Origin of the sequence: Paenibacillus sp. BR1-192, from assembly GCF_029542445.1 — a bacterium.
Taxonomy (GTDB): domain Bacteria; phylum Bacillota; class Bacilli; order Paenibacillales; family Paenibacillaceae; genus Paenibacillus_AQ; species Paenibacillus_AQ lautus_A.
Map to the genome: position 1 here is coordinate 4,931,744 of NZ_CP120718.1, position 22,666 is coordinate 4,954,409.

Sequence of the window (22,666 nt, forward strand, 5' to 3'; positions counted from 1 at the left end):
AGAATAAAAAGAAAACACCCTCCTCATAGAAGGTGCTCCATTCATACGAAACCTACTTCCTTGGCATCGAAAACAAATACGTGGAGAAATCACGGTTAATGTAATCCTTAAAATGCCTCTTGTCAGCTACGGGAAAACGATCCAGTTCCTCTGTTGTCCACTCGCTCAGATGTGTCTCGAACTCATTGCCGTATTCAGCACCCTGCGGCCAGTCTGTTCCAATCGGAATATTAAGCAGGACAAAGCGGGATTTTTCAATGCAGGTCTGCAGCAGGACGAGCGCCCGCTCTTTTGTAAAATGCTCCAGAACGTCACCCAGAATGATCAAATCGAATTGTCCCGGCTGGACTTGCGTTTGCAGATGATCGTAAGCATCCGCAACGTGGATTTTATTATAGAAGCATTCGTGGTAGGTATCGATATTGACAGGGTAAATCTCGATTCCTTCGATCCGCGTGTTCCAGTACGCGCGAAATACGCGTCCTTCCCATACGTCCAAATACTCCCGGCAGATCATACCCCAGCGGCCAAAACCTACCCCGATATCCAGAACGGACTTGGGAGCTACATAGCGGATCAGATCCACGCAATACGATAAATTCTGCCAGTTTGACGTCCCCATTCCCATACCTCCATTCGGAATCTTAACGCCCCAAATTCACCATCATATTCAACATTCGATAACGCTTGATTCATGACGCTCCCCGGCTCTTCCTTTCCAACCTAATCCAGTGTATTCCTGGCCTTCCATTCCGGACTCGTCAGTTAACCATTTTCGTTGCCCACATTTCACTCATAAACAAAAAAAAGATCCCCGAAGGGATCTATCCTTTTAATAATGAGGTGATATGATTCTTCATGAACTGATAGCTGCCCTGATCATCCTTCTTCGCATAGAAACGAAGCCCGTCCAGCGCCCGAAATAGCTGATAGCACAGCAGCCTTTCTTCAAAATAAGGAATCTTCTCGCCTTGCTGCTCCATCGCTTCCTGCAGCCGCTTGGGAAATCCCAGCATCGGATACCACATATGAATAACGGAGACGTCCATCATGAAATCGCCGAACATGGCCATCTCCCAATCCACGATACCAGTTACGTTTTCGTTCTCTCCAAGCATGTTGCCCAAATGGAAATCACCATGGACAAGATAGCGCTCCGATGGCGAATAGCGAACTAGTTCGATCATCGTTTGGTAGATCTCTTCGAAAAACGCTTTTTCCAGAAAACTGTGCTCATACAGGCTCTGCCATCCATGGTAGAATCCTTCTTGCTCCGCATCGAATACAGACGTCAGGTGGTCCAGCCATGAACGATGAGCAGCCTTGCCTTCCGGAGTAATCCACCCGAAGCCCTCATGGGACTCTCCGATAGGGGTCTGAAGGGTCTGAAGGATCCGCATGAATTGCTGGACGATGTCGGGAACCAGCCCTCGAATTTGTGCCGGCTCAAGAGCGCTTATCGGCGTACCGGGTACTTTATCCGAGATCGAGTAATGGATATTCCCCACGCTTCCGATCTTATGGATTCGAGGAATGGGCAAGGATTGATCACCGTACATGCTGTAGATTTTGTTTACTTTATGAAGGCTGTCCCCATTATCTTTAAAATGAATGACATAATCGGCATCGCCCTTACGATAACTGAATACCTTGCTTAATTCTCCCATCTCGATGGGGGTGACATTCAGCACCGCTTCTCCTTCAATCTGCTGGAGATGGCTTACCGCCTTATCCAAAGTCATCTCCGGTTTGAATGTCTTCATAACACTTGCCCCTCCTTCGTCTCCGTATTCAGGTTCCTAGACGCATTCCATCTTCGATATAACAGAGGAAACAACTCATACAGATTACATGAGATACTTGATGCGGATATATGGATAGCAGAACCCGTCATGCCTTTATTCAAACTCATGAGCTTCCTTTTCCAGGCGGGATGCCTGGACATCAAAAGTTCAGGATCATATACATCGATCCCTATAAACTTCTCATTCTTAATCTGATAGATGTGAATGTTCTTGATTTCGCTCCACGCGACGGCTCCGGCGCTCGCATAGGAGGATCTATCGACGATTCCCTCCCGATGGATCAGGAGTGCCGGCTCCGATTGAACAAGCTTGACGATGGAAAACACCAGTCCCATGCCAAAAAACAACGCGCAAATGATTCCAACTAATACGATAAAGACGTTGTCCGAGGTTAACCCTCCGTACACTAACCCGCTGCCTACCAACACAAATGCCAGGGAACCCACCAGCATTTTGGTCATCTTGGGATAAATCTTGATTTCTTCTTGTTCCTGCATAGCTTGCACTCCCTGTTTCTATCTACAATATCTAGATGATATCATCCGATCGTTATGAATCATAGCTAACCTCGAATTCTTTAACGAATACAGCCGTACCGGAAATATAGACGTCCATGGTCTCTTCAAAGCGATTCACTTGAACATCGACTCTACCGTCTTTCCCCATTTCCTTGCCTTGTTCAACGATAAACCGTGCGGAGGGGGCCTCGGGATTCAAATAGGTTAAATAGTAAGCTCCCATTACGCCTGACGCGGTTCCGGTTACCGGATCCTCGACGGTGCCTGAGTACGGTGAAGAGAAATGTCTGGCATGCATGAACGATGACTCGTCGATCGTTTCCAGGCAAAAAGGGTGCAGAGAGGCTTTCGGATTGTCCGTTAATATATCCGGGAACATGGCATTATGAGGCACCATCCGCCCAAACGGCTCCAGCCCCTTAATCAGTACCAGCAATGTCCAAATCCCCGTGCTTCCATATACGATCGGCATTGCGAAATCCAAATCCTCGCGCTGCAGGCCCATGGATGATGCCAGGCGGTCAACATCTCCCTCAAAGGGCAGGAATTGAGGATGATCCTGCTTCATCTTCATGGTTAGCTTTCCCTGAGCATCCTGAAATTCGATCGGCAAATTGCCCACTCTTGTCTCAATCCACACGGTTTCTTTGTCAGGGAGCAGCCCCTTGGTCTTCAAGGCATACATCGATGCCATGGTGGCATGGCCGCACAAATTCATCTCATGTCCGGGCGTAAAATATCTTAATCGGACATCTGCTCGCTCCGATTTTACTATGAAGGTCGTTTCATTGAACCCTACGCTATGGGCGATGGCCTGCATCTCCTTGTCTGTCAGCTCGTCTGCGTTCAAGACCACGCCGGCAGGATTACCCATATTAGGCTGTATGGAGAATGCATCATAATGAAGTACGTTTATGGATTTCATGTCCTTAGATTCCTTCTTTCCAATAATGACTTAAACGGAGAACAAAATTTGAGAAGATTTTACCATTGGACATGGGTTAAATCCAGACCAAATTTACAATCAGCAACCTTCGCCCGCCAAACTTCGTTTCGCCAGTCCCTACTGTTCGACGAGGTGCAAGCCAAAAAACGGTCTATGTGACCGTTTTTTTGTCAGCCGCATTAAAAAACGAGCTTAAAGAAGCGATATTCGTCATTTTTTGATACGCACGGGTTCAATTTGGCGCTCGGCGGTTCATTTCGTACGCCGACCTGAATATATATCTGGCATATTCTTTGGAATGGACTATACGCGGGGGTGATGTATTGATCGCTATCAGCCTATGCATGATCGTAAAAAATGAGGAACATCATTTGAACCGCTGTCTGTCCCGGATTGCAGACATCGTGGATGAGATCGTCGTTGTGGATACAGGCTCCACCGATCGCACGAAAGAAATCGCCCGGGCCTTTCAGGCGGCCGTTTATGATTTTGAATGGATCGACGATTTTGCGGCTGCGCGAAACTTTGCTTTTAGCAAAGCCACCCAGGACTATATCCTGTGGCTCGATGCCGACGACGTGCTGCTTGAAGAAGACCGGCTGAAACTAATAGCGCTTAAAGAAAACCTTGCGCCCGACATCGATTCCGTGACCATGCTCTATCATTTGAGCTCGGATGAATTCGGCAATATCACCTTCCGTCTGCGGCGCAATCGTCTTGTCAAACGGAGCAGGGCCTTTCGATGGATCGGGCCCGTCCACGAATATTTGGAAGTCTACGGTCATGTTATGAATAGCGATATTGCCATTACCCATCTCAGCTCGAATCATGATCCGGACACCGGCCGGAATCTCAGAATCTATGTGCAGCGCGAGGCAGCCGGCGAATCGTTCACCCCGCGGGATCTGTTCTATTATGCGAATGAACTAAAGGATCACCGTCTTTTCGAGAAAGCGATCGATTATTACGAACGATTCTTACATACGGAAAAAGGCTGGATCGAGGATGTTCTCTCGGCCTGCAGCAGGCTGTCCGATTGCCATCACGAGCTCGGAAACGGGCAAGCCGCATTTGAATCCTCTCTCCGATCCCTGCAATATGCGCCGCCGCGGTCCGAATTCTGCTGCCGCATCGGTTACCATTTTCTCGAGAAAAACCAATATGATACGGCCATCTACTGGTATAAGCTGGCTACATGCTTGAGCTGCCTCCGGATTACATGGGATTTCATAACCCCTCCTTCTCCACATGGCTTCCCCATCTGCAATTGGCCGTTTGTTACGACCGAATCGGAGCTTATGCGATTGCCAATCAGCATAATGAGAAGGCGCTTGCCTACCGACCGGGCGATGAGACCATGCTGGCGAACCAAGAATATTTTCGAAACAAGCTGCAGGAGCTTCAGCGTGACGATGAGAGGCAGAGCTCATGACGACCCAGGGGCGCAGACGCGTTTTGATCGGGAGTCCTGTACGGCAGAAACCGGAGATTCTGGACCATTTCCTAACCTCATTGCTGCGGCTGGAGCAAAATTCCTTGGAGCTTTGCTACTTCTTTATCGATGACAACAACGATGAATTATCCAGCGCCAGATTGAGCCGATTTATGAAAGAAGTTAACCGGGTGGTTATCCACAGCGCCCATACGCCTGATGATCACAAATATATCCGCGACGAGACAACCCATTATTGGAACGATCGATTGATTTGGAAGGTAGCCGATTATAAGAACAAGATCATTCAATATGCGCTTGACTTACGGTTTGACTATCTGTTTCTGGTCGATTCGGATTTGCTGCTGGCACCGCAGACCCTGATTCACCTCATCGCCACCGACAAAGATATCATTTCGGAAATCTTCTGGACCCGTTGGCAGCCGGACTCACGCCCCCATCCCCAGGTGTGGCTCAAGGATGAATATACCCAATACGAACAACAGGCGGGCGAAACGTTGGACGAAGCCCAAAAGGAACATCGCTATCAACAATTCGTGAGCCGGTTAGCGGAGGCTGGCGTGTATGAAGTCGGCGGACTCGGAGCTTGCACTTTAATCAGCCGCCGGGCTCTTGTGCGCGGGGTTAACTATAAACCCATCTACAATTTGTCCTTCTGGGGAGAGGATCGGCATTTCAGCATTCGGGCGGCTGCGCTGGGGTTCACCTTGTATGTAGATACGCACTACCCGGCTTACCATATCTACCGTGAAAGCGATCTTCACCATGCCGGACTGTTCCTGAAGGCAACGGATAAGACTACATCCATCCCCGAGGTTACTCGAAGCTGCCTCGAGGAACGAGAAGAGGGCTGTCTCAGCCCCATTGATGCGAATCGCCGCACGGCCCGCCCATCGCTCACCCTGACGATGGTTCTGAAGAATGAAGGCCAACGCTATCTGCGGCAAGCGCTTGAACGGCATCGGGACTACATTGACTTAGCCGTTATTATCGATGATGCAAGTACGGATAACACGCTGGATGTATGTATGGAAGTTTTGAAGGGAATTCCGCTGCGTCTGATCAGCAACGAGGCATCCCTGTTTCACAACGAGGTTGAGCTGAGAAAGCAACAATGGCGCGAAACCTTGAACGTTCATCCCGAATGGATTCTGAATTTGGATGCGGACGAATGGTTTGAGTCTTCCTTTACGGCTGAGCTTCCTTCCATGCTGAAGCAAAACGAGTTCGATTTGTATTGCTTCCGGCTCTATGATTTTTGGAACGAAACCCATTACCGGGACGATGAATTCTGGAGCTCGCATAGAACCTATCGCCCTTTTCTTCTGCGTTACCGTCCCGAAATGAAGTATTGCTGGAAAGAGACGCCTCAGCACTGTGGAAGGTTCCCGGCGAATGTATTCGATCTTCCCCACCATCTTTCAGCCATTCGCCTTAAGCATTACGGGTGGGCCAAACCGGAATACAGGCTGGAGAAGCTCAGGCGTTATCGTCAGCTTGATCCTGAAGCAGAGTTCGGCTCGAAAGAACAATACGACTCCATTCTGGAGGAATCGCCTACGCTTGTTGAATGGATGGAATAACGAATAACCATAAGAGGAAGCGATGGAATTGAAGATCATTCATACCTTGCCCTTATTCATTCGGGAGAGCTCGCGCGAGAATGATTTACACATGGCCAGCCTGGCGTTAAGCAGTCTGCGGCGCTCCCGGGAGCATAGGACGGTTCTGTTTAATCAAGGATGCCTTACGAATGAAGAGCTGCAAGAATGGCTGCAAACGTTAGGCCTGTCCGGTGTTATTCTCGGGAACGGAGCGAATATCGGCATCGCCGCCGCCAGGCAAGCGTGTTTTGAATTCATATGGGAGCACTTCCCAGAAGCGGGGTACATCTCCGAAATTCATGTCGACATGCTCTTTCCTCCGGATTGGCACGAACCTCTTCTTCGTTATCTGGAATGTAACGACGAACCTATGGTATCGCCCGGCATCGTTACTTCAACCGGAGAACTGCAGCCCTTGGGTGAGTTCATTGTTCTTCCGAAAACACCGGGTGAGCTCAGCGAAACGCTCCAGCGGCTGTCAAGAGAAGGGATTGCGGATGGATTCGTGCATCCGGTCGTTCACCGTGCGGAAGCCCTTCGCCATATTGGAGGTTATGATACTCGATTCTTATCCGGCAAGCAGGGCTATGAGGATGACAGTCTGCTTCTGGGCATGCGGTATTATATGGGAACGCGCACGGCATGGAGGCCGAAATGCTGCCTGGCCTCCTGGGTATACCACGCAACCATGGCCCAACGCATGTCGATGCCGGACAAATACACCGAATTTTCCATGAACGAGGCTGGCCTGTTTCATCAATACGGGGCGTACGGATTGAGAGAACTGGCTGAGATTCACAACGGCTCCGGTGAGTTCCACCGGCTGTTTCGCAAGTACACGCCAGAACACAAAGGGGTGACCGAATGATATGCTGCCGGATGAACGCCAGAAGAAGATTTGGGATCAGCTATGGTCCCGGGAGATATCCTATCACTGGGATTCACTAAGCCAAACCATCTACGATAAGATCATGGAGGTTACAGGAGGCATCGAAGGGAAGCGAATACTCGAGGCCGGTTCCGGAACGGGCAAGATTTCGCTGCGCCTGGCTGCTGAGCATGCGGAAGTGACGCTGGTCGACTATTCCGAGAATGCGCTGTACAACAGCCGGAGCGCCTTTTACAGCGCCAAGGTTCCGGGCACCTTTGTTCTCTCCGATATTAGGGAGATGCGGCTTCCTGACCAGCACTTTGATCTAACCTGGAATGCGGGGGTGCTGGAGCATTTTGAGGAAGAAGAGCGGATCGCGATATTAAGGGAAATGAAACGGGTTACCAAGCCGGGAGGAACGATGCTGATCCTCACCCCTTTTGCGGAATGTTTGCCGTATCGTGCGGGAAAAGAAGCCGCCGAACAGCTGGGCACCTGGATGTATGGCACGGAGCATCCCGCCTCCACGCTCAGAAATCAATTTGAGCGGTGCGGTATAACGTTGATCGAGGAGAGCAGCATCGGCTTTTTGGACAGTTTGGATTTTCTTGATTTCATCCGGGATTCCCAGACCGTCAAGCATTGGCTGACAATGTGGTACCATAGACTCCCTGAATACGAGAAGCGCAATGTGCCCGGATACCTGCTCGTCAGCGTTGGAACGGTCGGACCGTTACCCGAGGCTGCCGAGCGGCAATGCAGGCAGCCTTTTGATGATGATCTATCGCCTGACGAGAAACTGTCCCGTGCCCAAACGATCATCTCTTCCTATCATGCCAAGCGGAATGGGAGCCACTATCTGTCTGTTTACAAGGATGAAGAAGCCAGCTACTGGTACCCGCTGCTTCCGATCCTGGACTCGTTGCTTGTGAACCGGGGCGCCAAGGTGCTAGATATCGGCGCTGCTTACGGTACGCTGCTAATGTACAGCGTATTGTCCGGAGCTCAAGCACACGGCTTGGATCACATGGCGGATTACTGGTCCGTGGAGCTGGAACAGGACTACGGGATCCGGTGGAGCCAGTGCAATGTGGAAGCCGAGGATATTCCGGGAAACGAACGGTACGATATCGTTCTCTTTACGGAAGTGCTCGAGCATATGAATTACAATCCGATACCGGTTCTCCGCAAAATCCATGACAAACTGATGCCTGGGGGAAGCCTGCTCATCTCAACGCCGTGGAAACGGCATTTTGCGCCTGCTCGTCAGGATCCTGATCTCCTCGATATGCCTTACTACCGGATAGGAGACGGTTTTGTTGATGCCGAGATGAAATATTATTCGATCGATGAAATGTATGTACTCGCCGAAACGACAAATTTTCAAGTGAAATCGATAGAGATCTATAACGGCCATCTGCTAGCCTGGTTTCTGAGAACGTAGCAGCCTGGAATTTTGACCTCATCACGCTTTACCCCAGAAAGATCCCATGTGAACAGACAACAGCCCGCTCATCTTTAGAGCCGGGCTGTTGCAGCATGTATTCTAACTATTTAACAGACACGGTAATGGTTACGGTCTTCGAATTGTACTGCCCCTTAATGCGGGCGGTTCCCTTTGCGATCGCTTCAATGCGTCCGTTCGTTACTTTGGCCACGCTGGAGTTGCTGGTTGTCCACACAGCGGTGTCCCCAACACTCGTTTTTGCGCCGGTATCATATTCGGCCGTAACCGTTACGGTTTTAACGTCACCGGGCTTCAAGTTCAGTTTCTTCTCGCTGGCAATCAATTTCGTCATCTTCGGAACCACGTTCACCTTAACGGTGACTTCTTTGCCTTGGTATGAACCCGTAATCGTTGCCTTACCCTCGGCAACCGCCTTAACGGAGGTTCTGGATACCGTTACAATCGCAGTGTCCGAAGAACTCCAATTCATCTTGGATGAGAGCGAAACCGTTTTGCCGTTGCTGTAGTAGCCTGTAACTTTAATCGATTTGGATTTCTTGATGTTGAGGTCGATATTCTCCGGCTCTACGACAATCTTAACGACTTCCTGTTCAACCACGACCGGAATCTTGACTTCTTTATTCAAGTAAGTACCTTTCAGCGTTGTCGAGCCTTTCGTTAAGCCCTTGATCGTACCGTCTTTAATGACAGCCGCAGATCCTGTCAGCGACCATTCAATGGAAGAGGTCACATCGCTCTCTTCGCCATCCTCGAATACGGCACTTACTTTCGGCAGCGCGTTGCTTCTGCCTATAACCAGCTGATACTCCTCTATATCCGGCAGCAGCACCAGCACTTTTTCGTTAACCGTAACCGGCAGCGTCGCTACTTCTCTGGAACCGATCTTACCGGTGATTGTTGCTGTACCGGCATCGATACCTTTGATTTTGCCGTCTTCGGTCGTTACCACGTTCTCATCGCTCGAAGTCCAGGTCACCGCGCTGCTGAAATCCTCTTCCTCGTCGTCCAGAAGGGTTCCCGTCACTTTAGGGAAGGATTTGGATTCGTCTTTCAGCACCTCTACCTTCGTGTCCTCTGTTTCAAACTTGGTTACCGTCGGATACACCTTAACGGTAAATTCTTTACTGATTCCGAGGTAGCTCACCTTGATGGTGGAGGTTCCCTTGGCTCTTGCCGTAATCACACCACCGTTGACGGATACCGCCAGCGGATTGGATGAGGTCCATTCCCCGGCCACGTCGATGGATTGGGAAGCCGCATTACGAACCTTGGCTTTTACCGTAATCGAATCGTTCATAAACAGAACCGGATTCTTGACGAAATCCGTCTGATCCAATATCAAAGCTTCATATGGATTGCGCACATACACATCCAGCTTGGCAGTCGAACCCAGATAGCTCACGCTGATCGTGGATTTACCCAATGCCACCGGCTTCAGCTTGCCATCCTCAACCGTTGCTACGGAAGTGTTGGACGATTTCAGCTCTACCTTGTCCGTTACGTCCGTACCCGCATCGGTCTCCGACTGCTTGGCGAATACTTTAAGATCCACAGGCGCATCACCGACTAGCAGCTCCTGATCCTCGCCCGGAACGATCGCAAGCTTTTGGTAAGGAGCGACGACTTTGACCGTAAAGGAAGCCTTGAGCCCTTTGTAATCCGCAGTCACGGTTGCGCTGCCCAGTCCTACGAGGGTCAGTTCCCCTTTGCTTACTTTCACTACGCTGTCATCGGAAGTGGTCCACTTCGCTTCCGTTGTCACGTCGTTCGTTCCGTCAGCCAGTGCTTTAACGGTCAAACCTTCCGTTCCAAGCTTATGCTCCACTTTATCCGGCTGATCCAGCTTGAACTCGTCGATGGCAAATTTGACGTCGACATCAATCGTTTTGATTGCGCCTTTGTATTTTGCCGTAATACGGGCCGTCCCCTTCTCCAGCGGAATAATAAGACCGCCGTCAACCTTTACGATTCTCGTGTTGGACGAAGTCCATGTCGTCTCGTTGGTTACGTCCTTCTTCGTGGAAGATCCTTCAATGTTAGCCAATACGCGAAGTTGTTCCGTTGTTTCATTAACGGTTAAGTAAATTTTGCTCTCGTTCGTATCAAATTCAATCGATGTTACGTCCCCGGAGGCGGCGAATACGCTGGTTGGAAAAACCATCGCCAACATCATCACAACGACAAGAAAAATCTTCGTTGTCTTTCTGTTTAAGCTCATTTATTTCTCTCCTTTGTACCTTCTGTCTCGCAGGCTTTTTTTCCAGTCTATCTGTATATCGACAGTCCCGGATTAAATCGTTACCTTCCGAGCCCAAAATGGGCACAAAGTAGGATATTTTCCCATCTGCGATTATTCATTAAAAATAAACTCCTCAGCTTAGTTGAATGAGTTTAACATTGTTCCACAGATAATGGATGCCTGAGTAAATCGTTAAGGCTACTGCCGCAAGCATGAGCATCTCGTCCACTCGAACCATCCTGATGAACGTAAACGGAGCGTTATCCAGCAATACCGCTGCTATGGCAGTGACTTGAAGGACCATTTTCAATTTGCCGAGCCTATCAGCAGACAATGCGATTCCCTGCTCGGAGGCGACCATCCGAAGTCCCGTGATGATGAATTCCCGGGCGATGATGGCAACGGCGATCCAAGTCGCAACCATGCCGGATTGAACCATCATGATTAAGGCGACCGATATGAGCAGTTTATCTGCGAGCGGGTCCAGCAATTTTCCAAGGTTCGTGATTTGATTCAATTTCCGTGCAATGTAACCGTCCAGCTTGTCCGTAGCCGATGCAAGAATGAACACGCCCAGCGCGATGTAGGTTCCATAAGCATGAATGAATCCGAAGAAGCGGCTGTTCTCGGTCAACCATAACGGATACTCGGCAAAAAATAAAATAAAGACGGGAATCAATAATATTCTGGCTATCGTTATGCGGTTGGCAAGGTTCATCGGCTCATCTCCTCGATCTGCAATTGAAATCGTTCCTTCCCCCAACTATTCGGTATCGTAAAAGGTCATGTGCTCTTTATCCGCTCGGTAATAGTCCAGCCTGTCCTGCAATCCGCCCGTATGAAACTCGAACATGTGGCCGTCCGGATCCAGGAAGTAAATCGACTTCTTATCCTTCTCGTCCCTTGCCCTACCCGGCAAAATCTCCACTTGGAGCGATTGAAGGCGAAGCAGCGTCGGTTCCACATCCTGCTCATCGATGGTAAATGCAATATGCGTATAGGTTCTGTTTGCCGTGCTTCGGTCCACGTCTTCTTCGTTTAGAGCAATCCACAGCCCGTTCAGATCGAAATAAGCCAGCTTTCGCCCTCTGACCAGAATCTTGGCTCCAAACACGTCCCTGTAAAAATCAATGGACCGTTCCAAGTGCGAAACCGAAAAGCAGAGATGGTTAATGGCCTGCAGATTCATTGTTCGGCGGCTCCCTTTCTATATAGATTCAATGATGTCCAGCACATGCAGCGGTTGACGGATCTTCTCATACCCGCTCTCCATAAACGTATTGTACCAATAGGCGTGATATGGCCTTAATCCGGCACTCCCCGCGCCTCTCAGCTCATCTGAACCGCCGTCCCCGATAAACAGGGCATCCTCCGGTCTTACGGATAAGCGCTCACAAGCCAAGCGATAGATTTCTGCATTCGGCTTGGCTACCCCAACCTGATAAGAGAAGATAACGTCATCGAAGTAGGGGGCCAATCCGCTCTGGCCAAAAGAAACCACCTCTTCTTCCGAGCAATTGCTGATCAAGCCCAGCCTCAGTCCCCGTTCACGCAGAAGTTCCAGCAGCCTGCAGATCTCCTTCGAGATTGTTTGGAAAGGAATTTTCTTCTCGCCGACTCTCGACTGATATAGGAATTCCACGTGTTCCTGAGGATAGGGCAAACTGCGAGAATCCAGAATGTCACGGATCACCGAATGATAGTCGGGAAAATGCCCATTCATTCTTCGCTCCGAACGAGTGCTCCACTCCTGTTTAAACTCCGCGTCCGAAAGCCCGAGTCTATCCATGTAGTCATAGGATCTCTTGGATACCCGCTTGCCGTCTGCGAACTCCGTGATTAACGTCTCATATAAATCGAAGAACACCGCCTTGACCGCCATGCCGCAACGCTCCCTTCGTTAATCGGCGAGACCTGCCGCCTGTGGTATTCTTGCAGGATACCGCCTGACCGTTTCCTCCAGAACGTGTCCTGTCTGCTCATCCCATATCTCGCTTAATTCAAATGTCCCCTCTTCGAAAAACAAAGGAAACCTTCGTTTAAACCAATCCTGCATGGGCAGTTTCAACGCCTCTTCGCGATCCACCCATAACAGCTCCCCTTCGGGAGGATGCTCCAGCAGCTCCCCTTCAAAGGAAGTGGCCAAATAATTAAATACCATGTACCGAAGCCCCGTATTCGGTTCACAGGATTCTTCAAGGCCTTTATAGATGATGTCCTTCACAATCAAGCCGGTTTCCTCCCGAACCTCCCGAATGGCTCCGTTTACAATGCTTTCCGGAAAATCCACCTTGCCGCCGGGGGCAATATATCCGGGGAATCCTTTGTCATCCGGTCTGTTCATCAGCAAAATTCTGCTTCCGTCTTGGATCATGCACATGGTGTACAGCTTCACTTCGGTCTGCAACCTCATCCCTCATTCCTGTCCGATCTGCTTGGTTATAGTATACATCCCCAAGGGCTGGAAGACGATACGATGGACGGAGATTCATGTATATCGGTTGTCCCTATTCACCGGTTGTTAATCCTCGTCAAAAAAGGCCGGAGCAGCTTCTGCTCCGGCCTTAACGGCAATGTATGATCCACCTGGTCGAATCTTCGCTTTACGCGGCCATTCGCATGTCGGCCGAATACCCGCCAAACATCATATAACTCGCGGTCGGCGATTGAACCTCCATCGGAGCCATGCTTCCAATGGCCGATGCCCCGCTGCTGTTCCATTGAATCAGCCTAACGACAGCTTCGACATCCCCGGATTGGTATGCCTCTGCCAATGCCTGAAGATTCAGGGTCATCTCTGCCTCTTCGGGCATAGCCAATCCAAGCTCCTCTTCCTCCGGGTTCAACGATTGCAGCACCTTTTGAGCTCGATGAAGGGCCGCTTTTACCGCTCCGTCCGTCGTTTGCAGCATATTCGCGGTTTCCGAAATGGAATATTCGTACACCTCACGGAGCAGCAGCACCGTTCGCTGCAGGGGCGACAAATGTTCCATCAGCCATTGAAAGGCGAACTCGATGTTCAGCTTGCCGTCCTCGTTCGAGGCTTCTTCTTTAGGCAATACGTGTTCCAGCTTCTCATCCAGAATTCGTCGGTAGGTCTGATCCCGGCGGACCCGGTCAATCCATGTATTCTTGGCGATCCGAAGCAGGAGAGCTTCGGGATTGGCATGGCTCCGCTGCCGCAAATGCTCCAGCGCCTTGATCCATGTGTCCTGCACCAGATCATCGGAATCCCATGAGGAGTTTGTAAGGGACAGACAATACCTGTGCAGGGCAGCATTCAGCTCCGCCAGGCCCTGGTCGGCCGCCGTGGTGGCGCTCGGTCGATAGATCGTCATCGGAATCCAACTCCTTTCCACATCTCGGTAGGATATCTTATAGGTAAACGAATGAAGCGTGCTTTTCGTTACTCGGTCATCAAAATTTATTTCATGGTTTCTTTCGTATCTTTTGCAGCGGTCTCTTCGTTTACTTGCTGAATCACGAAAACCTTATGAAGATGGAGGATGAAACCATGAATATTGTTCCTTATGTTGTTGAGCAAACCAACCGTGGCGAACGATCATACGATATTTATTCCCGACTGCTGAAGGATCGGATCGTCTTTGTGGGCGCAGCCATCGATGACGCCATCGCAAACAGCATTATCGCGCAGCTGTTGTTTCTTGCGGCCGAGGACCCTGAGAAGGATATCCACATGTACATCAACAGTCCGGGCGGCTCGGTATCCGCGGGCTTTGGCATTTACGATACCATGCAGATTATCAAACCTCAAGTCAACACCATCTGCACGGGATTCGCCGCGTCATACGGTGCGATCCTGCTGCTGGCCGGCGCCAAAGGCAAGCGCCTCGCTCTGCCGAACAGCGAAATTATGATCCATCAGCCGCTGGGCGGTGTACAGGGGCAGGCCACCGATATCGCCATTACGGCGAAACGCATCCTGAAAACCCGTGAGAAGCTGGCGCATATTATATCCGAGCGCACAGGTCAGTCCGTCGAACGCGTCGAAAAGGATATGGAGCGGGATTATTTTATGTCGGCGGAAGAAGCGAAGGAATACGGGATCATTGACGACATCGTCACCAAACTGTGACGCTATCCGATGTATGCCCATGATCCGTTTAGCCCCGATACTCTATTTTATTCAGAAGGAGTGAACCGTATATGCTGAAAAATTTGCTGAATCAGGAAGTGAGCATCTATTTTACGGATGGAAGTTATGTGCGGAACGGCACGCTGGAGGAAGTAGGCGAACAATTCATCCGATACAAAGATGAATACGAGATGCTGTATGTACCGTTAACCGCGATCCGCTACGTTTCGGTGAATACCAAGGAACGGGACAAACCGAGAGTGGGATTTGCGCCAACTTCTTGATAAGACAACAAGAACCGCATGGGCTCTTAAGCTCATGCGGTTCTGTTTGCATCATGCTTTATTTTGTCTACTATGAATGAAACCATGCGCTGTTTGCAGGCCTCGTTCCGCTCCCTCTGATGATGGCCGATAAAAGCCAGCGCATGTACGACGGAATAAAAATCAATCAGTGCCCGCTGTTCCCGGTCCGCTCCCCATTGCCTGCATAACGCCTCCACGTAGGCCATTCCCCGGTCTCCGATATCAGAGACCACCGCCGTTTGGGTGAGGGCGATCATGTACAGCGGATCTCCATAACAGACCCAATCGAAATCCACGATACCTTGCAGCGTGCCATCGGACACAATCACGTTCTTGATCGTGAGATCATCCAGGAAACAGACAGGCTCTATCCGGTCGAAATCAGGCTCGTATCGCCGCTTGATGTGCTGCAATTGAACGATGATGTCCGGGGCAACCTCACCGGTTATGTTGCCGATATGATCGCGGATATCACGATCGATGATCTCCGCCCAGGATGTAAAAGGCCCCTGCTCTCCGATCGGAACCCATCCGAACCCGGTGCCCAAGGGAAGCTCGGACACCTTGCGCTGGAAAACGATGATCTGTCCGGCGAGATCGTCCAATTGTTCATCCGTCATGCCCTCAAGCTCATATCGCAGATCACGGCCCGGAACATGCTCCAGCATCATGTATGCATAGGGGACCTTCTGAAGGGACACATCCGTTCGAATCACGCTCGGTACCGGCAAGCCCAGCGATGATAGGATCGCTATGTTGTTTGCAGTATGCTTCAGGACGTCGAGCTTGCGATTGGTTCGGAGAATGATTTGCCGGTCCGGAAATGTTACGCTGTACACCTGATTGGTATGGCCGAATGACATGGGCTCGACCTTAAGCGGCAGAATGCCGTATACCTCTGTCATCAACTCTTCGACGTTCAACATGAACACCTGCCTTAACGGTTATTGATTCGCCTCCCGGATACGTCCCAGCTGTCTGATATGCCGGGTCTCGTGTATCGCTATAAAATGGGCCCATTGTTCAGCATTCAGCTCGAATCCATACGGGTGAGGATCGTGCAGATCATTCGTATTTCGCTCAGCCAGCTTCGTTATGATCTGCTTCGTTGTTTCCCGTACTCGATTCAGCTTATCCATCGTTTCATCATAAGATAATATACCGGTGGGCATGGCTTGTTCAGGGGCTTTAAAAATAATGCTTCGATTCACACCTCTTCATAATGTTCTACAACAGGGAACGGATCGTAAAAGTGATGCAGCCGTTGTTTCCAGTCCTGATATTCCGCGGATTCCCGAAAACCTATCGTGTGATCCTCCAGGGTCTCCCATTTCACCAGCAGAATGTACTTATGATCATCTTCCAAGCAACGCTTCAGCTCATGATGGATGTAGCCCTTCATCTTCGAGATGATTCCTGACGCGACTTGGAAATTCCGTTCAAAATCCGACGTTTGTCCTTGCTTTACCTGCAGCATGGCGACTTCGAGTATCATACATGCCTCCTCCTTTGGATTATGTTAAGGTATGACGGCCTTTCTATCCTTTATACTCAAGCTCAGGAGAAGCCTGGAACGCAAAAGCGCCGTCCTTATCCGCCTCCAAACGATAAACCTTCCGGACCGCATTCAGGTTTAACCCGCCATAAATATGCGGATACAGCTGATTCAGCTCATATAAATCCTCAAATATGATCTCCGCGTCCACCTGATCTTCTTGAATCCCCAGAACGATCAGATCGGTTCTACCAGTGTACATTGTGTTAGCTACGCCGCTGACTTGCGCCTCGGTCGAGCAGTGAATAAATCGGTCCGTCTGCAGGCTTGGCGGCTCGTACATGTCCTTGCCTTGCGCTTCCATCCATGCTTGCTTCGAAATAATATGATAGATCATTCCGTCCAATCTCCTCCGTCTATTTTCCGTTTATCTTGACACACTTGCGATAGAAAAACCAGATCCCCGATACGTTATTTCAAGGTGACCTTCTTTTCGGATGAACGATAAAAGAAGACATCCTTCAAGATGTCCTCTTCACAATCGTATATCGGTCCTCGTCAAAATCCTCGTAGGTTACGGTGTAGACGGATTCCCCCAACGAGGACGCCAGCTGTCCATTGATAAAAACGGCGCATGCCTGCTCATCAATGCCGATGCCGTAACGCACTTTCCTTGTTTTCATTCCTTGCAGCAGGTTGGACTGGTCGTCCCACTCCGTATAATGAACGCTGATCAAGACATTCGAGAACAGCCCTACGCCTTGCTTAAACATCATGATGCCTTGTTCATTATCAAGCGGGGATATCAGGCATGTCTCCGGAAGAATTAGGGCACCTGCCGAATTGCCAGCAATCGGAACGCCGTTCTCGTAGCGGTCGATTAACAGCTTTTTAAAAGGCCCCGTCGCGTAATAGCGATGGTATTTCTCCGTGTTGCCCCCGCCAATAAATATTCCCGTGGCCCATGACAGCACCTGTTCAGCTTGTTCCATGTCTTGATTCCCGTCTTCATCGGGAACAATCACGCTCACGTTCTGGGTCATTCCCGCTTCAGTCCACATCTGCTGAAACAACGGAACATACTCCTCCCAGCCCGGCCGGTTCATGATGCATAACGCAATCCTGGCATGGGAACCGCCCGCTTGCTCTAGAAACCGTCGATTGGCTTCGGCTTGAAAGGAATGACCGCCAAGCAAAAATAGATATCGATCCTTCAAGATATCCCCCCTTACTTTTTCTTTCCCGAATCCCGTTTGTAAACAGAGTACAGCAGTACGGATATAAAATAGATCGGCAGCAGGATGATGCCAATCACGGCGCTTAACAGAACGATGGACAGTTGGCCGCGCTCAGCGATATCGTCATAATTCATATAACCGTATACAATCCAGACCAGCCAAACCAACGTAACCGCATAACCTATTTTATAAGGTAATCTCACAGCATCCATCACATCCTAGAAGTTGTTTGGAATTCGGGGGAGTTTGAGACCATCTGCTATGGAGTCAAGCTCGTAATCAGGCAGAATAATGAATCTCCGGCAGCTACCAACCGATCTATGGGCCTTGCTCCTCCCTATAATGACTGACATCCCCATGCAGGAGGATGGAAGGGACGTCATCGGTCAGCTCGATCTTGCTCAGGCATGTCGGATGGATGTAAGGCAGATCTCACAGTCGATCCTCCCTACCTAGTGAGTCATCGTCGATTACTCTAAGCGGTCACCTTGTCGTATGGTATATGCCAGCTTGTAAAGATCCGCGATATCCTGCCTGCCCGTCTCCTCCAATCGTCTTACGGCTACCTCCAGATCAACCGCCTCCACTGCGATGACCTGCTCCCCATCCACGGGATTCAGCGGCTCCCCAACGATGCGTACATCCCCGTACCCAACCAATCGGACAAATTGAGGATGGGGAATATGCGGCCGATAAGGCGTCTTGCTGCTGGACTCGCAGCGAAACTGGCCAAAGACCCGGTATGACTCGAGTTCTGCGCCAAGCTCCTCCCTTACTTCCCGCCGGAGTCCCTCGATATAAGACTCGCCAGGCTCCAAGGTTCCGCCAGGAAGCTCCCAGCTGCCGTTCGCTATCTGAAAAATAACGCAGCGTTCCCCGGCGAATGGAATAATCGTGACATTGCTGACCATCGATTCTTCGAAATCTTCGCCCAGGGCAAAACGGGCTCGCACCACGCCCCAATGGATATCGTTCGATAGGGCCGGATACAGGGTTAGATCCATGCTTTTTTTCATAAGCGTAATTCCTCCAGCCATGCAGATATTCATACAACCTATGTAGCGTTGTAGTCGCGGACCATAAGCACCTGCTCCATCGAGCTGGCGAACCCAAGCGCCTCCAGCACATCCACCAATTCCTTATGCGAAGCCCTGATATTGAATGCGGATCGCTTGCAAGTGGAACCAGACTGCATCATCTCGAGCGCGGCTGCCTTCAACACGGCTTGGGCTTCCCGGTAACCAGGAGCGGCTTCACAGCGGAACAGCGTGGTGGCCTGCAAACGGCCCGCAGCATCGAACGCCCGCTTAAACAAACCGTAGCCCACAAGTTCTTCCCCTTCATAAACAAGCACGCACTCGCCATCCTTGATACTGGCAGCGTCTGTCTGCCAGACTTCACCGGATCGATAGAAGTCTGCGGAGGCAGCCTCCGCGGCTAGGCCTCTGACCAACGTAAACGGAGTCGATGCATTCTGATGATCCTGCGTCTCTAACGATTGATCATTTGTCATGATGAGCAGCCGATCGATGATTTCATATCCGACGCTTTCATAAAGGCGAATCGCGGCCGCATTCGTGCTAATCGCCTCTAAATAGGCACGACGCACGCCTTGCTCCTTATAGAGGTCGTCGTTTTTCTCCATCATGGATTTGCCGATCCCTTTGCCCCGGAAATCCGGAGCTATTGCCGTCCCTCCGTTACGCGCAATGGATTCGCCGCGATCCAATCGAAAGCTGTTCATGACGATGCCGGCGGGTACGCCATCCACGTAACAAGCGAGTGAGCGCTCCAGACATAAAGCGTCATTCCCGATCCGGGCAATGAAGCGGTCCAGCGGCATGGAAGCGTTCACCATGTAGCCTTCAAACGAGAGATTCCAAAGCTCGGATACTTCCCGGATCGGAAGCTCGCTTAACGGTTTGTACGTAATCATGGTCTTTATTCCTCCTGGTTTATGGGCATTAAAAAGTGAGTCGCGTTTTGAGATGCTCACTATGAAAAACATGCAGGAAACACCTGAGTATGTACCCACTCGTGTGCTCCTGCATGTCTTTGCATAACTTATTTACGATTTAAAGAGCTGTATCGTCCACGCTGTCCAGCCAAGCTTCGATGCTGCCGATGACGGAAGTGACGCAGCCATCCTCGAATGGAGAGATCAGTCCTGCGACCTTCACCAATTCAGTGAAGGATTTGCTTCCGCCTTGACGGCACAGGTGCAGATAATCCGCCCATGCCGCGGATTGGTCCTCGTGCATCTTCTTCCAGAATTGGAATGCACAGATTTGAGCCAGCGTATAGTCGATATAATAGAACGGCGAATTGAAGATATGTCCTTGTTTATGCCAGAAGCCGCCTTGCTCCAGATACGCATTATCATCATAGTTCCGGTGCGGCAGATATTTCCGCTCGATCTCGCGCCATGCCTGTTTCCGTTCCGCCGGCGTAGCATCCGGATTTTCATAAACGAAGTGCTGGAATTCATCAACCGTCACCCCGTAAGGAATGAAGATGAGTCCGCTCGCCAGATGGTCGAAGCGGTATTTATCCGCCTCGTCCTCGAAGAAGCGGTCCATCCACGGCCAAGTGAAGAATTCCATACTCATGGAATGGATTTCGCATGCCTCATAAGTCGGAAATCCATACTCCGGCACCTCGAAACCTCTGCTCTCGTACACTTGGAACGCATGACCGGCTTCGTGCGTCAGCACGTCAATATCGCCGGAAGTCCCGTTGAAGTTGGAGAAGATAAACGGTGCGCCGTACTCGCTGATATAGGTACAGTATCCGCCGCTCTGCTTGCCTTTTTTGGCAACCAGGTCCATAAGGCCGTTCTCCTGCATGAAGGTGAAGAACTCGTGAGTTTCCGGAGACAATTCCTTGTACATCTTCGCGCCGTTGTTCACGATCCAATCCGGGTCGCCCTTCGGCGTGGCATTCCCCGATTTGAAGGAAAAATTCTCGTCGTAGTACAACAGTTGGTCCACATCGATCCGCTTCTGCTGACGTTCTTTCAGCTTGGACGCAACCGGAACAATATGCTCGAGCACCTGGTTACGGAAATTAGCCACCATCTCCGCATTGTAATCCGTGCGGGCCATGCGGGCATAACCCAGCTCTACGTAATTGTTGAAGCCAAGCTTCTTGGCAATCTTGGTTCTCACCTTGACCAGATCATCATAGATGCGGTCGAAGGTGGCTTCGTTCTCGGCCATGAAACCGCTGGAAGCCTCCATTGCGCGTTTGCGCATATCGCGATCCGTCGATTGCTGGAACGGAATCAGCTGCGACAGGGTGCGTTCTTCGCCTTCGAACTGGATTTTTGCAGAAGCGATCAGCTTCGCATATTCCGTGGTCAGCTTGTTCTCCTGCTGCAAATCCTCGATGATCTCAGGGCTGAAGGTTTTTAGCGATAACTCTGCCAGCTGGAACAGCTGCCGTCCCCATTTGTCCTCCAGCTGGGCTCTGAATTTCGAATCCACGAGGGCGCGGTAATAATCCGTTATGTATTCCTGGATGACCGGTCCGTTCTCGTCGAAGAAATCCTGCTCTGCCTTATAGAACTCGTCGTTCGTATCAATCGAGTGGCGGATGTACACCAGTTGGCTCAGGGTATCCATCTCGCTGCGAAGTTTGTTAATACGGGTCATCGCCTCATCCTGTTCCTCGTACGTGCCGGCGGAGGTGAAGGCGTTCAGTTGTTCCTTGAACTTTTGCTCAAAAGCTTTTACGTCGGGGCGTTCATAGCGATACTCGCTGAATTTCATAAGATACACCTGTCCTTTCCAAAATAAAAAATGCATCCTGGCGTTTGATTGCATAGCTTCAAATCACCAAACTATATGTAAATTCTATATACAAATCCGAATATCCTTCACAGTCTATGAAATTCTGTACGCCCCGACTGGTTACGTCATAATCTTAAGTCCGATGGCTGAAGCAAGAATCAAAGCGATGAAGAACATACGACGCCATTCCTTCGGTTCTCCGAACGCAAACATCCCCAGCAGCGTGCTGCCTGCCGTCCCCATTCCCGTCCAAATCGCGTAGGCGGTTCCCATGGAAATGAAATTCATCGCATACGTCAGCAGCAGGAAACTGGAGCCAAGCGAACAGGCTAAAAAAACGTAGGATCCCAAGCTGCGATGCAGGGTTACCCGTCTTAAGGCAATGACACCCAGTACCTCGCACAACCCGGCTGCAATCAGAGCGATCCATTCCATTAGACGCCACGCTCCTTCGCTTGACGATCCGTATCCTTCGTGACCAGCTTAAGCCCCAGCACGCCTGCGGCCAGCATTGCAATCAGTAGGAGCTTGACGGGATTCGCTTCCTCGCCAAACACGAGAATCTCCACCAGCACCGTGCCGGCTGTGCCGAGTCCCGTGAAGATCACATAGACCGTGCCGATGGGAAGCTTCGCCGCGGAGTCCAAAAAAACTTTAAAACTGAATACGATCGATGCGATGGTGATGACCCACTGCCACCATACATCAGAATGTTTTAAACCGGATACCCAGACAACCTCCAGCGCTCCCGCCAATAATAAGAGCCACCATGCCTTCTTCATCCTCCAACATCCCTTCCACTCTGTATTTGTTTAAATCGGTTTATGATATCGTTGT

General features: G+C 50.4%; 26 protein-coding genes and 1 pseudogene. 6 read left to right on the plus strand and 21 right to left on the minus strand.

What is annotated here, in order from left to right:
• Window positions 1–52: 52 nt before the first annotated feature.
• The 4 genes from P0X86_RS22090 to P0X86_RS22105 form a co-directional block, all read right to left on the minus strand.
• Window positions 53–622, minus strand: coding sequence for a methyltransferase domain-containing protein (locus P0X86_RS22090; RefSeq protein ID WP_009589841.1), 570 nt, complete (start codon window positions 620–622; stop codon window positions 53–55).
• A 202-nt stretch (window positions 623–824) separates the two neighbouring features.
• Window positions 825–1,763, minus strand: a complete 939-nt coding sequence (locus tag P0X86_RS22095; protein ID WP_277746443.1) for a phosphotransferase family protein — start codon at window positions 1,761–1,763, stop codon at window positions 825–827.
• A complete protein-coding gene (locus tag P0X86_RS22100; RefSeq protein WP_277746444.1) occupies window positions 1,760–2,302 on the minus strand; it encodes an STM3941 family protein in 543 nt (180 codons plus the stop codon). The genes P0X86_RS22095 and P0X86_RS22100 overlap by 4 nt, the downstream gene beginning before the upstream one ends.
• Window positions 2,303–2,354: 52 nt before the next feature.
• Window positions 2,355–3,248, minus strand: coding sequence for a PhzF family phenazine biosynthesis isomerase (locus tag P0X86_RS22105; protein WP_277746445.1), 894 nt, complete (start codon window positions 3,246–3,248; stop codon window positions 2,355–2,357).
• A gap of 344 nt (window positions 3,249–3,592) precedes the next feature.
• On the opposite strand from P0X86_RS22105, the pseudogene P0X86_RS22110 reads away from it, so the two are divergent.
• The 4 genes and pseudogenes from P0X86_RS22110 to P0X86_RS22125 all read left to right on the plus strand — a co-directional run bounded on the left by P0X86_RS22110 (window position 3,593) and on the right by P0X86_RS22125 (window position 8,641).
• Window positions 3,593–4,701: pseudogene (locus P0X86_RS22110) on the plus strand (glycosyltransferase).
• The gene (locus P0X86_RS22115) at window positions 4,698–6,305 is read left to right on the plus strand and encodes a glycosyltransferase (RefSeq protein ID WP_277746446.1); all 1,608 of its coding nucleotides are present in this window, start codon (window positions 4,698–4,700) and stop codon (window positions 6,303–6,305) included. Before P0X86_RS22110 ends, P0X86_RS22115 begins: the two are co-directional and overlap by 4 nt.
• Before the next feature lie 22 nt (window positions 6,306–6,327).
• Window positions 6,328–7,194, plus strand: coding sequence for a hypothetical protein (locus P0X86_RS22120; RefSeq protein WP_277746447.1), 867 nt, complete (start codon window positions 6,328–6,330; stop codon window positions 7,192–7,194).
• Between the two features lies 1 nt (window position 7,195).
• Entirely contained in the window at window positions 7,196–8,641 is a 1,446-nt protein-coding gene (locus tag P0X86_RS22125; RefSeq protein WP_277746448.1) for a methyltransferase domain-containing protein, read from the plus strand.
• Window positions 8,642–8,747: 106 nt separating this feature from the next.
• On the opposite strand, the gene P0X86_RS22130 is transcribed toward P0X86_RS22125, so the two are convergent.
• From P0X86_RS22130 to P0X86_RS22155, 6 genes are all read right to left on the minus strand, one after another.
• Window positions 8,748–10,883: an Ig-like domain-containing protein gene (locus tag P0X86_RS22130; protein WP_277746449.1), complete on the minus strand. Its 2,136-nt coding sequence runs from the start codon at window positions 10,881–10,883 to the stop codon at window positions 8,748–8,750.
• A gap of 154 nt (window positions 10,884–11,037) precedes the next feature.
• Window positions 11,038–11,622, minus strand: coding sequence for a CDP-diacylglycerol--glycerol-3-phosphate 3-phosphatidyltransferase (pgsA, locus tag P0X86_RS22135; protein WP_277746450.1), 585 nt, complete (start codon window positions 11,620–11,622; stop codon window positions 11,038–11,040).
• 45 nt (window positions 11,623–11,667) lie between these two features.
• Window positions 11,668–12,093: a metallothiol transferase FosB gene (gene fosB / locus P0X86_RS22140; protein WP_277746451.1), complete on the minus strand. Its 426-nt coding sequence runs from the start codon at window positions 12,091–12,093 to the stop codon at window positions 11,668–11,670.
• Between the two features lie 18 nt (window positions 12,094–12,111).
• Window positions 12,112–12,786: an HAD family hydrolase gene (locus tag P0X86_RS22145; RefSeq protein WP_277746452.1), complete on the minus strand. Its 675-nt coding sequence runs from the start codon at window positions 12,784–12,786 to the stop codon at window positions 12,112–12,114.
• Between the two features lie 18 nt (window positions 12,787–12,804).
• On the minus strand, window positions 12,805–13,317 hold the full coding sequence (locus P0X86_RS22150) for an 8-oxo-dGTP diphosphatase (RefSeq protein WP_277746453.1): 513 nt from the start codon (window positions 13,315–13,317) through the stop codon (window positions 12,805–12,807).
• A 190-nt stretch (window positions 13,318–13,507) separates the two neighbouring features.
• On the minus strand, window positions 13,508–14,242 hold the full coding sequence (locus P0X86_RS22155) for an RNA polymerase sigma factor (protein WP_277746454.1): 735 nt from the start codon (window positions 14,240–14,242) through the stop codon (window positions 13,508–13,510).
• Between the two features lie 161 nt (window positions 14,243–14,403).
• Here P0X86_RS22155 and clpP point away from each other — a divergent pair, with 161 nt between their 5' ends.
• Both clpP and P0X86_RS22165 read left to right on the plus strand, forming a co-directional pair.
• Window positions 14,404–15,000: an ATP-dependent Clp endopeptidase proteolytic subunit ClpP gene (clpP, locus tag P0X86_RS22160; protein WP_015736473.1), complete on the plus strand. Its 597-nt coding sequence runs from the start codon at window positions 14,404–14,406 to the stop codon at window positions 14,998–15,000.
• A 71-nt stretch (window positions 15,001–15,071) separates the two neighbouring features.
• Window positions 15,072–15,284 (plus strand): hypothetical protein, encoded by a 213-nt coding sequence (locus tag P0X86_RS22165; RefSeq protein WP_009590043.1) that lies wholly within the window; start codon window positions 15,072–15,074, stop codon window positions 15,282–15,284.
• Window positions 15,285–15,316: 32 nt separating this feature from the next.
• On the opposite strand, the gene P0X86_RS22170 is transcribed toward P0X86_RS22165, so the two are convergent.
• The 11 genes from P0X86_RS22170 to P0X86_RS22220 all read right to left on the minus strand — a co-directional run bounded on the left by P0X86_RS22170 (window position 15,317) and on the right by P0X86_RS22220 (window position 22,611).
• On the minus strand, window positions 15,317–16,231 hold the full coding sequence (locus tag P0X86_RS22170; protein WP_277746455.1) for a phosphotransferase family protein: 915 nt from the start codon (window positions 16,229–16,231) through the stop codon (window positions 15,317–15,319).
• Window positions 16,232–16,249: 18 nt separating this feature from the next.
• Window positions 16,250–16,516, minus strand: a complete 267-nt coding sequence (locus tag P0X86_RS22175; RefSeq protein ID WP_277746456.1) for a DinB family protein — start codon at window positions 16,514–16,516, stop codon at window positions 16,250–16,252.
• A complete protein-coding gene (locus tag P0X86_RS22180) occupies window positions 16,513–16,800 on the minus strand; it encodes an antibiotic biosynthesis monooxygenase family protein (protein ID WP_096776807.1) in 288 nt (95 codons plus the stop codon). The genes P0X86_RS22175 and P0X86_RS22180 overlap by 4 nt, the downstream gene beginning before the upstream one ends.
• 43 nt (window positions 16,801–16,843) lie before the next feature.
• Window positions 16,844–17,197, minus strand: coding sequence for a DUF952 domain-containing protein (locus P0X86_RS22185; protein ID WP_192571190.1), 354 nt, complete (start codon window positions 17,195–17,197; stop codon window positions 16,844–16,846).
• A gap of 124 nt (window positions 17,198–17,321) precedes the next feature.
• Window positions 17,322–18,017, minus strand: coding sequence for a cyanophycinase (locus P0X86_RS22190; RefSeq protein ID WP_277746457.1), 696 nt, complete (start codon window positions 18,015–18,017; stop codon window positions 17,322–17,324).
• Between the two features lie 11 nt (window positions 18,018–18,028).
• Window positions 18,029–18,250, minus strand: coding sequence for a hypothetical protein (locus tag P0X86_RS22195; RefSeq protein WP_015736480.1), 222 nt, complete (start codon window positions 18,248–18,250; stop codon window positions 18,029–18,031).
• Between the two features lie 258 nt (window positions 18,251–18,508).
• On the minus strand, window positions 18,509–19,054 hold the full coding sequence (locus tag P0X86_RS22200) for an NUDIX hydrolase (protein WP_277746458.1): 546 nt from the start codon (window positions 19,052–19,054) through the stop codon (window positions 18,509–18,511).
• A 38-nt stretch (window positions 19,055–19,092) separates the two neighbouring features.
• Window positions 19,093–19,974 (minus strand): GNAT family N-acetyltransferase, encoded by an 882-nt coding sequence (locus P0X86_RS22205; protein ID WP_277746459.1) that lies wholly within the window; start codon window positions 19,972–19,974, stop codon window positions 19,093–19,095.
• A 139-nt stretch (window positions 19,975–20,113) separates the two neighbouring features.
• Entirely contained in the window at window positions 20,114–21,808 is a 1,695-nt protein-coding gene (locus P0X86_RS22210) for a M3 family oligoendopeptidase (protein WP_277746460.1), read from the minus strand.
• Window positions 21,809–21,949: 141 nt separating this feature from the next.
• The gene (locus P0X86_RS22215) at window positions 21,950–22,264 is read right to left on the minus strand and encodes a DMT family transporter (protein WP_009589782.1); all 315 of its coding nucleotides are present in this window, start codon (window positions 22,262–22,264) and stop codon (window positions 21,950–21,952) included.
• Window positions 22,264–22,611 (minus strand): DMT family transporter, encoded by a 348-nt coding sequence (locus P0X86_RS22220; RefSeq protein ID WP_277746461.1) that lies wholly within the window; start codon window positions 22,609–22,611, stop codon window positions 22,264–22,266. Before P0X86_RS22220 ends, P0X86_RS22215 begins: the two co-directional genes overlap by 1 nt.
• Between the last annotated feature and the right edge of the window lie 55 nt (window positions 22,612–22,666).

Excerpts from the sequence above, each read along its gene's own strand:
- P0X86_RS22090 (WP_009589841.1), bottom strand. The coding sequence starts at position 622 with ATGGGGACGTCAAACTGGCAGAATTTATCGTATTGCGTGGATCTGATC.
- P0X86_RS22095 (WP_277746443.1), bottom strand. The coding sequence starts at position 1,763 with ATGAAGACATTCAAACCGGAGATGACTTTGGATAAGGCGGTAAGCCAT.
- P0X86_RS22100 (WP_277746444.1), bottom strand. The coding sequence starts at position 2,302 with ATGCAGGAACAAGAAGAAATCAAGATTTATCCCAAGATGACCAAAATG.
- P0X86_RS22105 (WP_277746445.1), bottom strand. The coding sequence starts at position 3,248 with ATGAAATCCATAAACGTACTTCATTATGATGCATTCTCCATACAGCCT.
- P0X86_RS22115 (WP_277746446.1), top strand. The coding sequence starts at position 4,698 with ATGACGACCCAGGGGCGCAGACGCGTTTTGATCGGGAGTCCTGTACGG.
- P0X86_RS22120 (WP_277746447.1), top strand. The coding sequence starts at position 6,328 with ATGGAATTGAAGATCATTCATACCTTGCCCTTATTCATTCGGGAGAGC.
- P0X86_RS22125 (WP_277746448.1), top strand. The coding sequence starts at position 7,196 with ATGCTGCCGGATGAACGCCAGAAGAAGATTTGGGATCAGCTATGGTCC.
- P0X86_RS22130 (WP_277746449.1), bottom strand. The coding sequence starts at position 10,883 with ATGAGCTTAAACAGAAAGACAACGAAGATTTTTCTTGTCGTTGTGATG.
- pgsA (WP_277746450.1), bottom strand. The coding sequence starts at position 11,622 with ATGAACCTTGCCAACCGCATAACGATAGCCAGAATATTATTGATTCCC.
- fosB (WP_277746451.1), bottom strand. The coding sequence starts at position 12,093 with ATGAATCTGCAGGCCATTAACCATCTCTGCTTTTCGGTTTCGCACTTG.
- P0X86_RS22145 (WP_277746452.1), bottom strand. The coding sequence starts at position 12,786 with ATGGCGGTCAAGGCGGTGTTCTTCGATTTATATGAGACGTTAATCACG.
- P0X86_RS22150 (WP_277746453.1), bottom strand. The coding sequence starts at position 13,317 with ATGAGGTTGCAGACCGAAGTGAAGCTGTACACCATGTGCATGATCCAA.
- P0X86_RS22155 (WP_277746454.1), bottom strand. The coding sequence starts at position 14,242 with ATGACGATCTATCGACCGAGCGCCACCACGGCGGCCGACCAGGGCCTG.
- clpP (WP_015736473.1), top strand. The coding sequence starts at position 14,404 with ATGGAGGATGAAACCATGAATATTGTTCCTTATGTTGTTGAGCAAACC.
- P0X86_RS22165 (WP_009590043.1), top strand. The coding sequence starts at position 15,072 with ATGCTGAAAAATTTGCTGAATCAGGAAGTGAGCATCTATTTTACGGAT.
- P0X86_RS22170 (WP_277746455.1), bottom strand. The coding sequence starts at position 16,231 with ATGTTGAACGTCGAAGAGTTGATGACAGAGGTATACGGCATTCTGCCG.
- P0X86_RS22180 (WP_096776807.1), bottom strand. The coding sequence starts at position 16,800 with ATGATACTCGAAGTCGCCATGCTGCAGGTAAAGCAAGGACAAACGTCG.
- P0X86_RS22185 (WP_192571190.1), bottom strand. The coding sequence starts at position 17,197 with ATGATCTATCATATTATTTCGAAGCAAGCATGGATGGAAGCGCAAGGC.
- P0X86_RS22195 (WP_015736480.1), bottom strand. The coding sequence starts at position 18,250 with ATGGATGCTGTGAGATTACCTTATAAAATAGGTTATGCGGTTACGTTG.
- P0X86_RS22200 (WP_277746458.1), bottom strand. The coding sequence starts at position 19,054 with ATGAAAAAAAGCATGGATCTAACCCTGTATCCGGCCCTATCGAACGAT.
- P0X86_RS22205 (WP_277746459.1), bottom strand. The coding sequence starts at position 19,974 with ATGATTACGTACAAACCGTTAAGCGAGCTTCCGATCCGGGAAGTATCC.
- P0X86_RS22210 (WP_277746460.1), bottom strand. The coding sequence starts at position 21,808 with ATGAAATTCAGCGAGTATCGCTATGAACGCCCCGACGTAAAAGCTTTT.
- P0X86_RS22215 (WP_009589782.1), bottom strand. The coding sequence starts at position 22,264 with ATGGAATGGATCGCTCTGATTGCAGCCGGGTTGTGCGAGGTACTGGGT.
- P0X86_RS22220 (WP_277746461.1), bottom strand. The coding sequence starts at position 22,611 with ATGAAGAAGGCATGGTGGCTCTTATTATTGGCGGGAGCGCTGGAGGTT.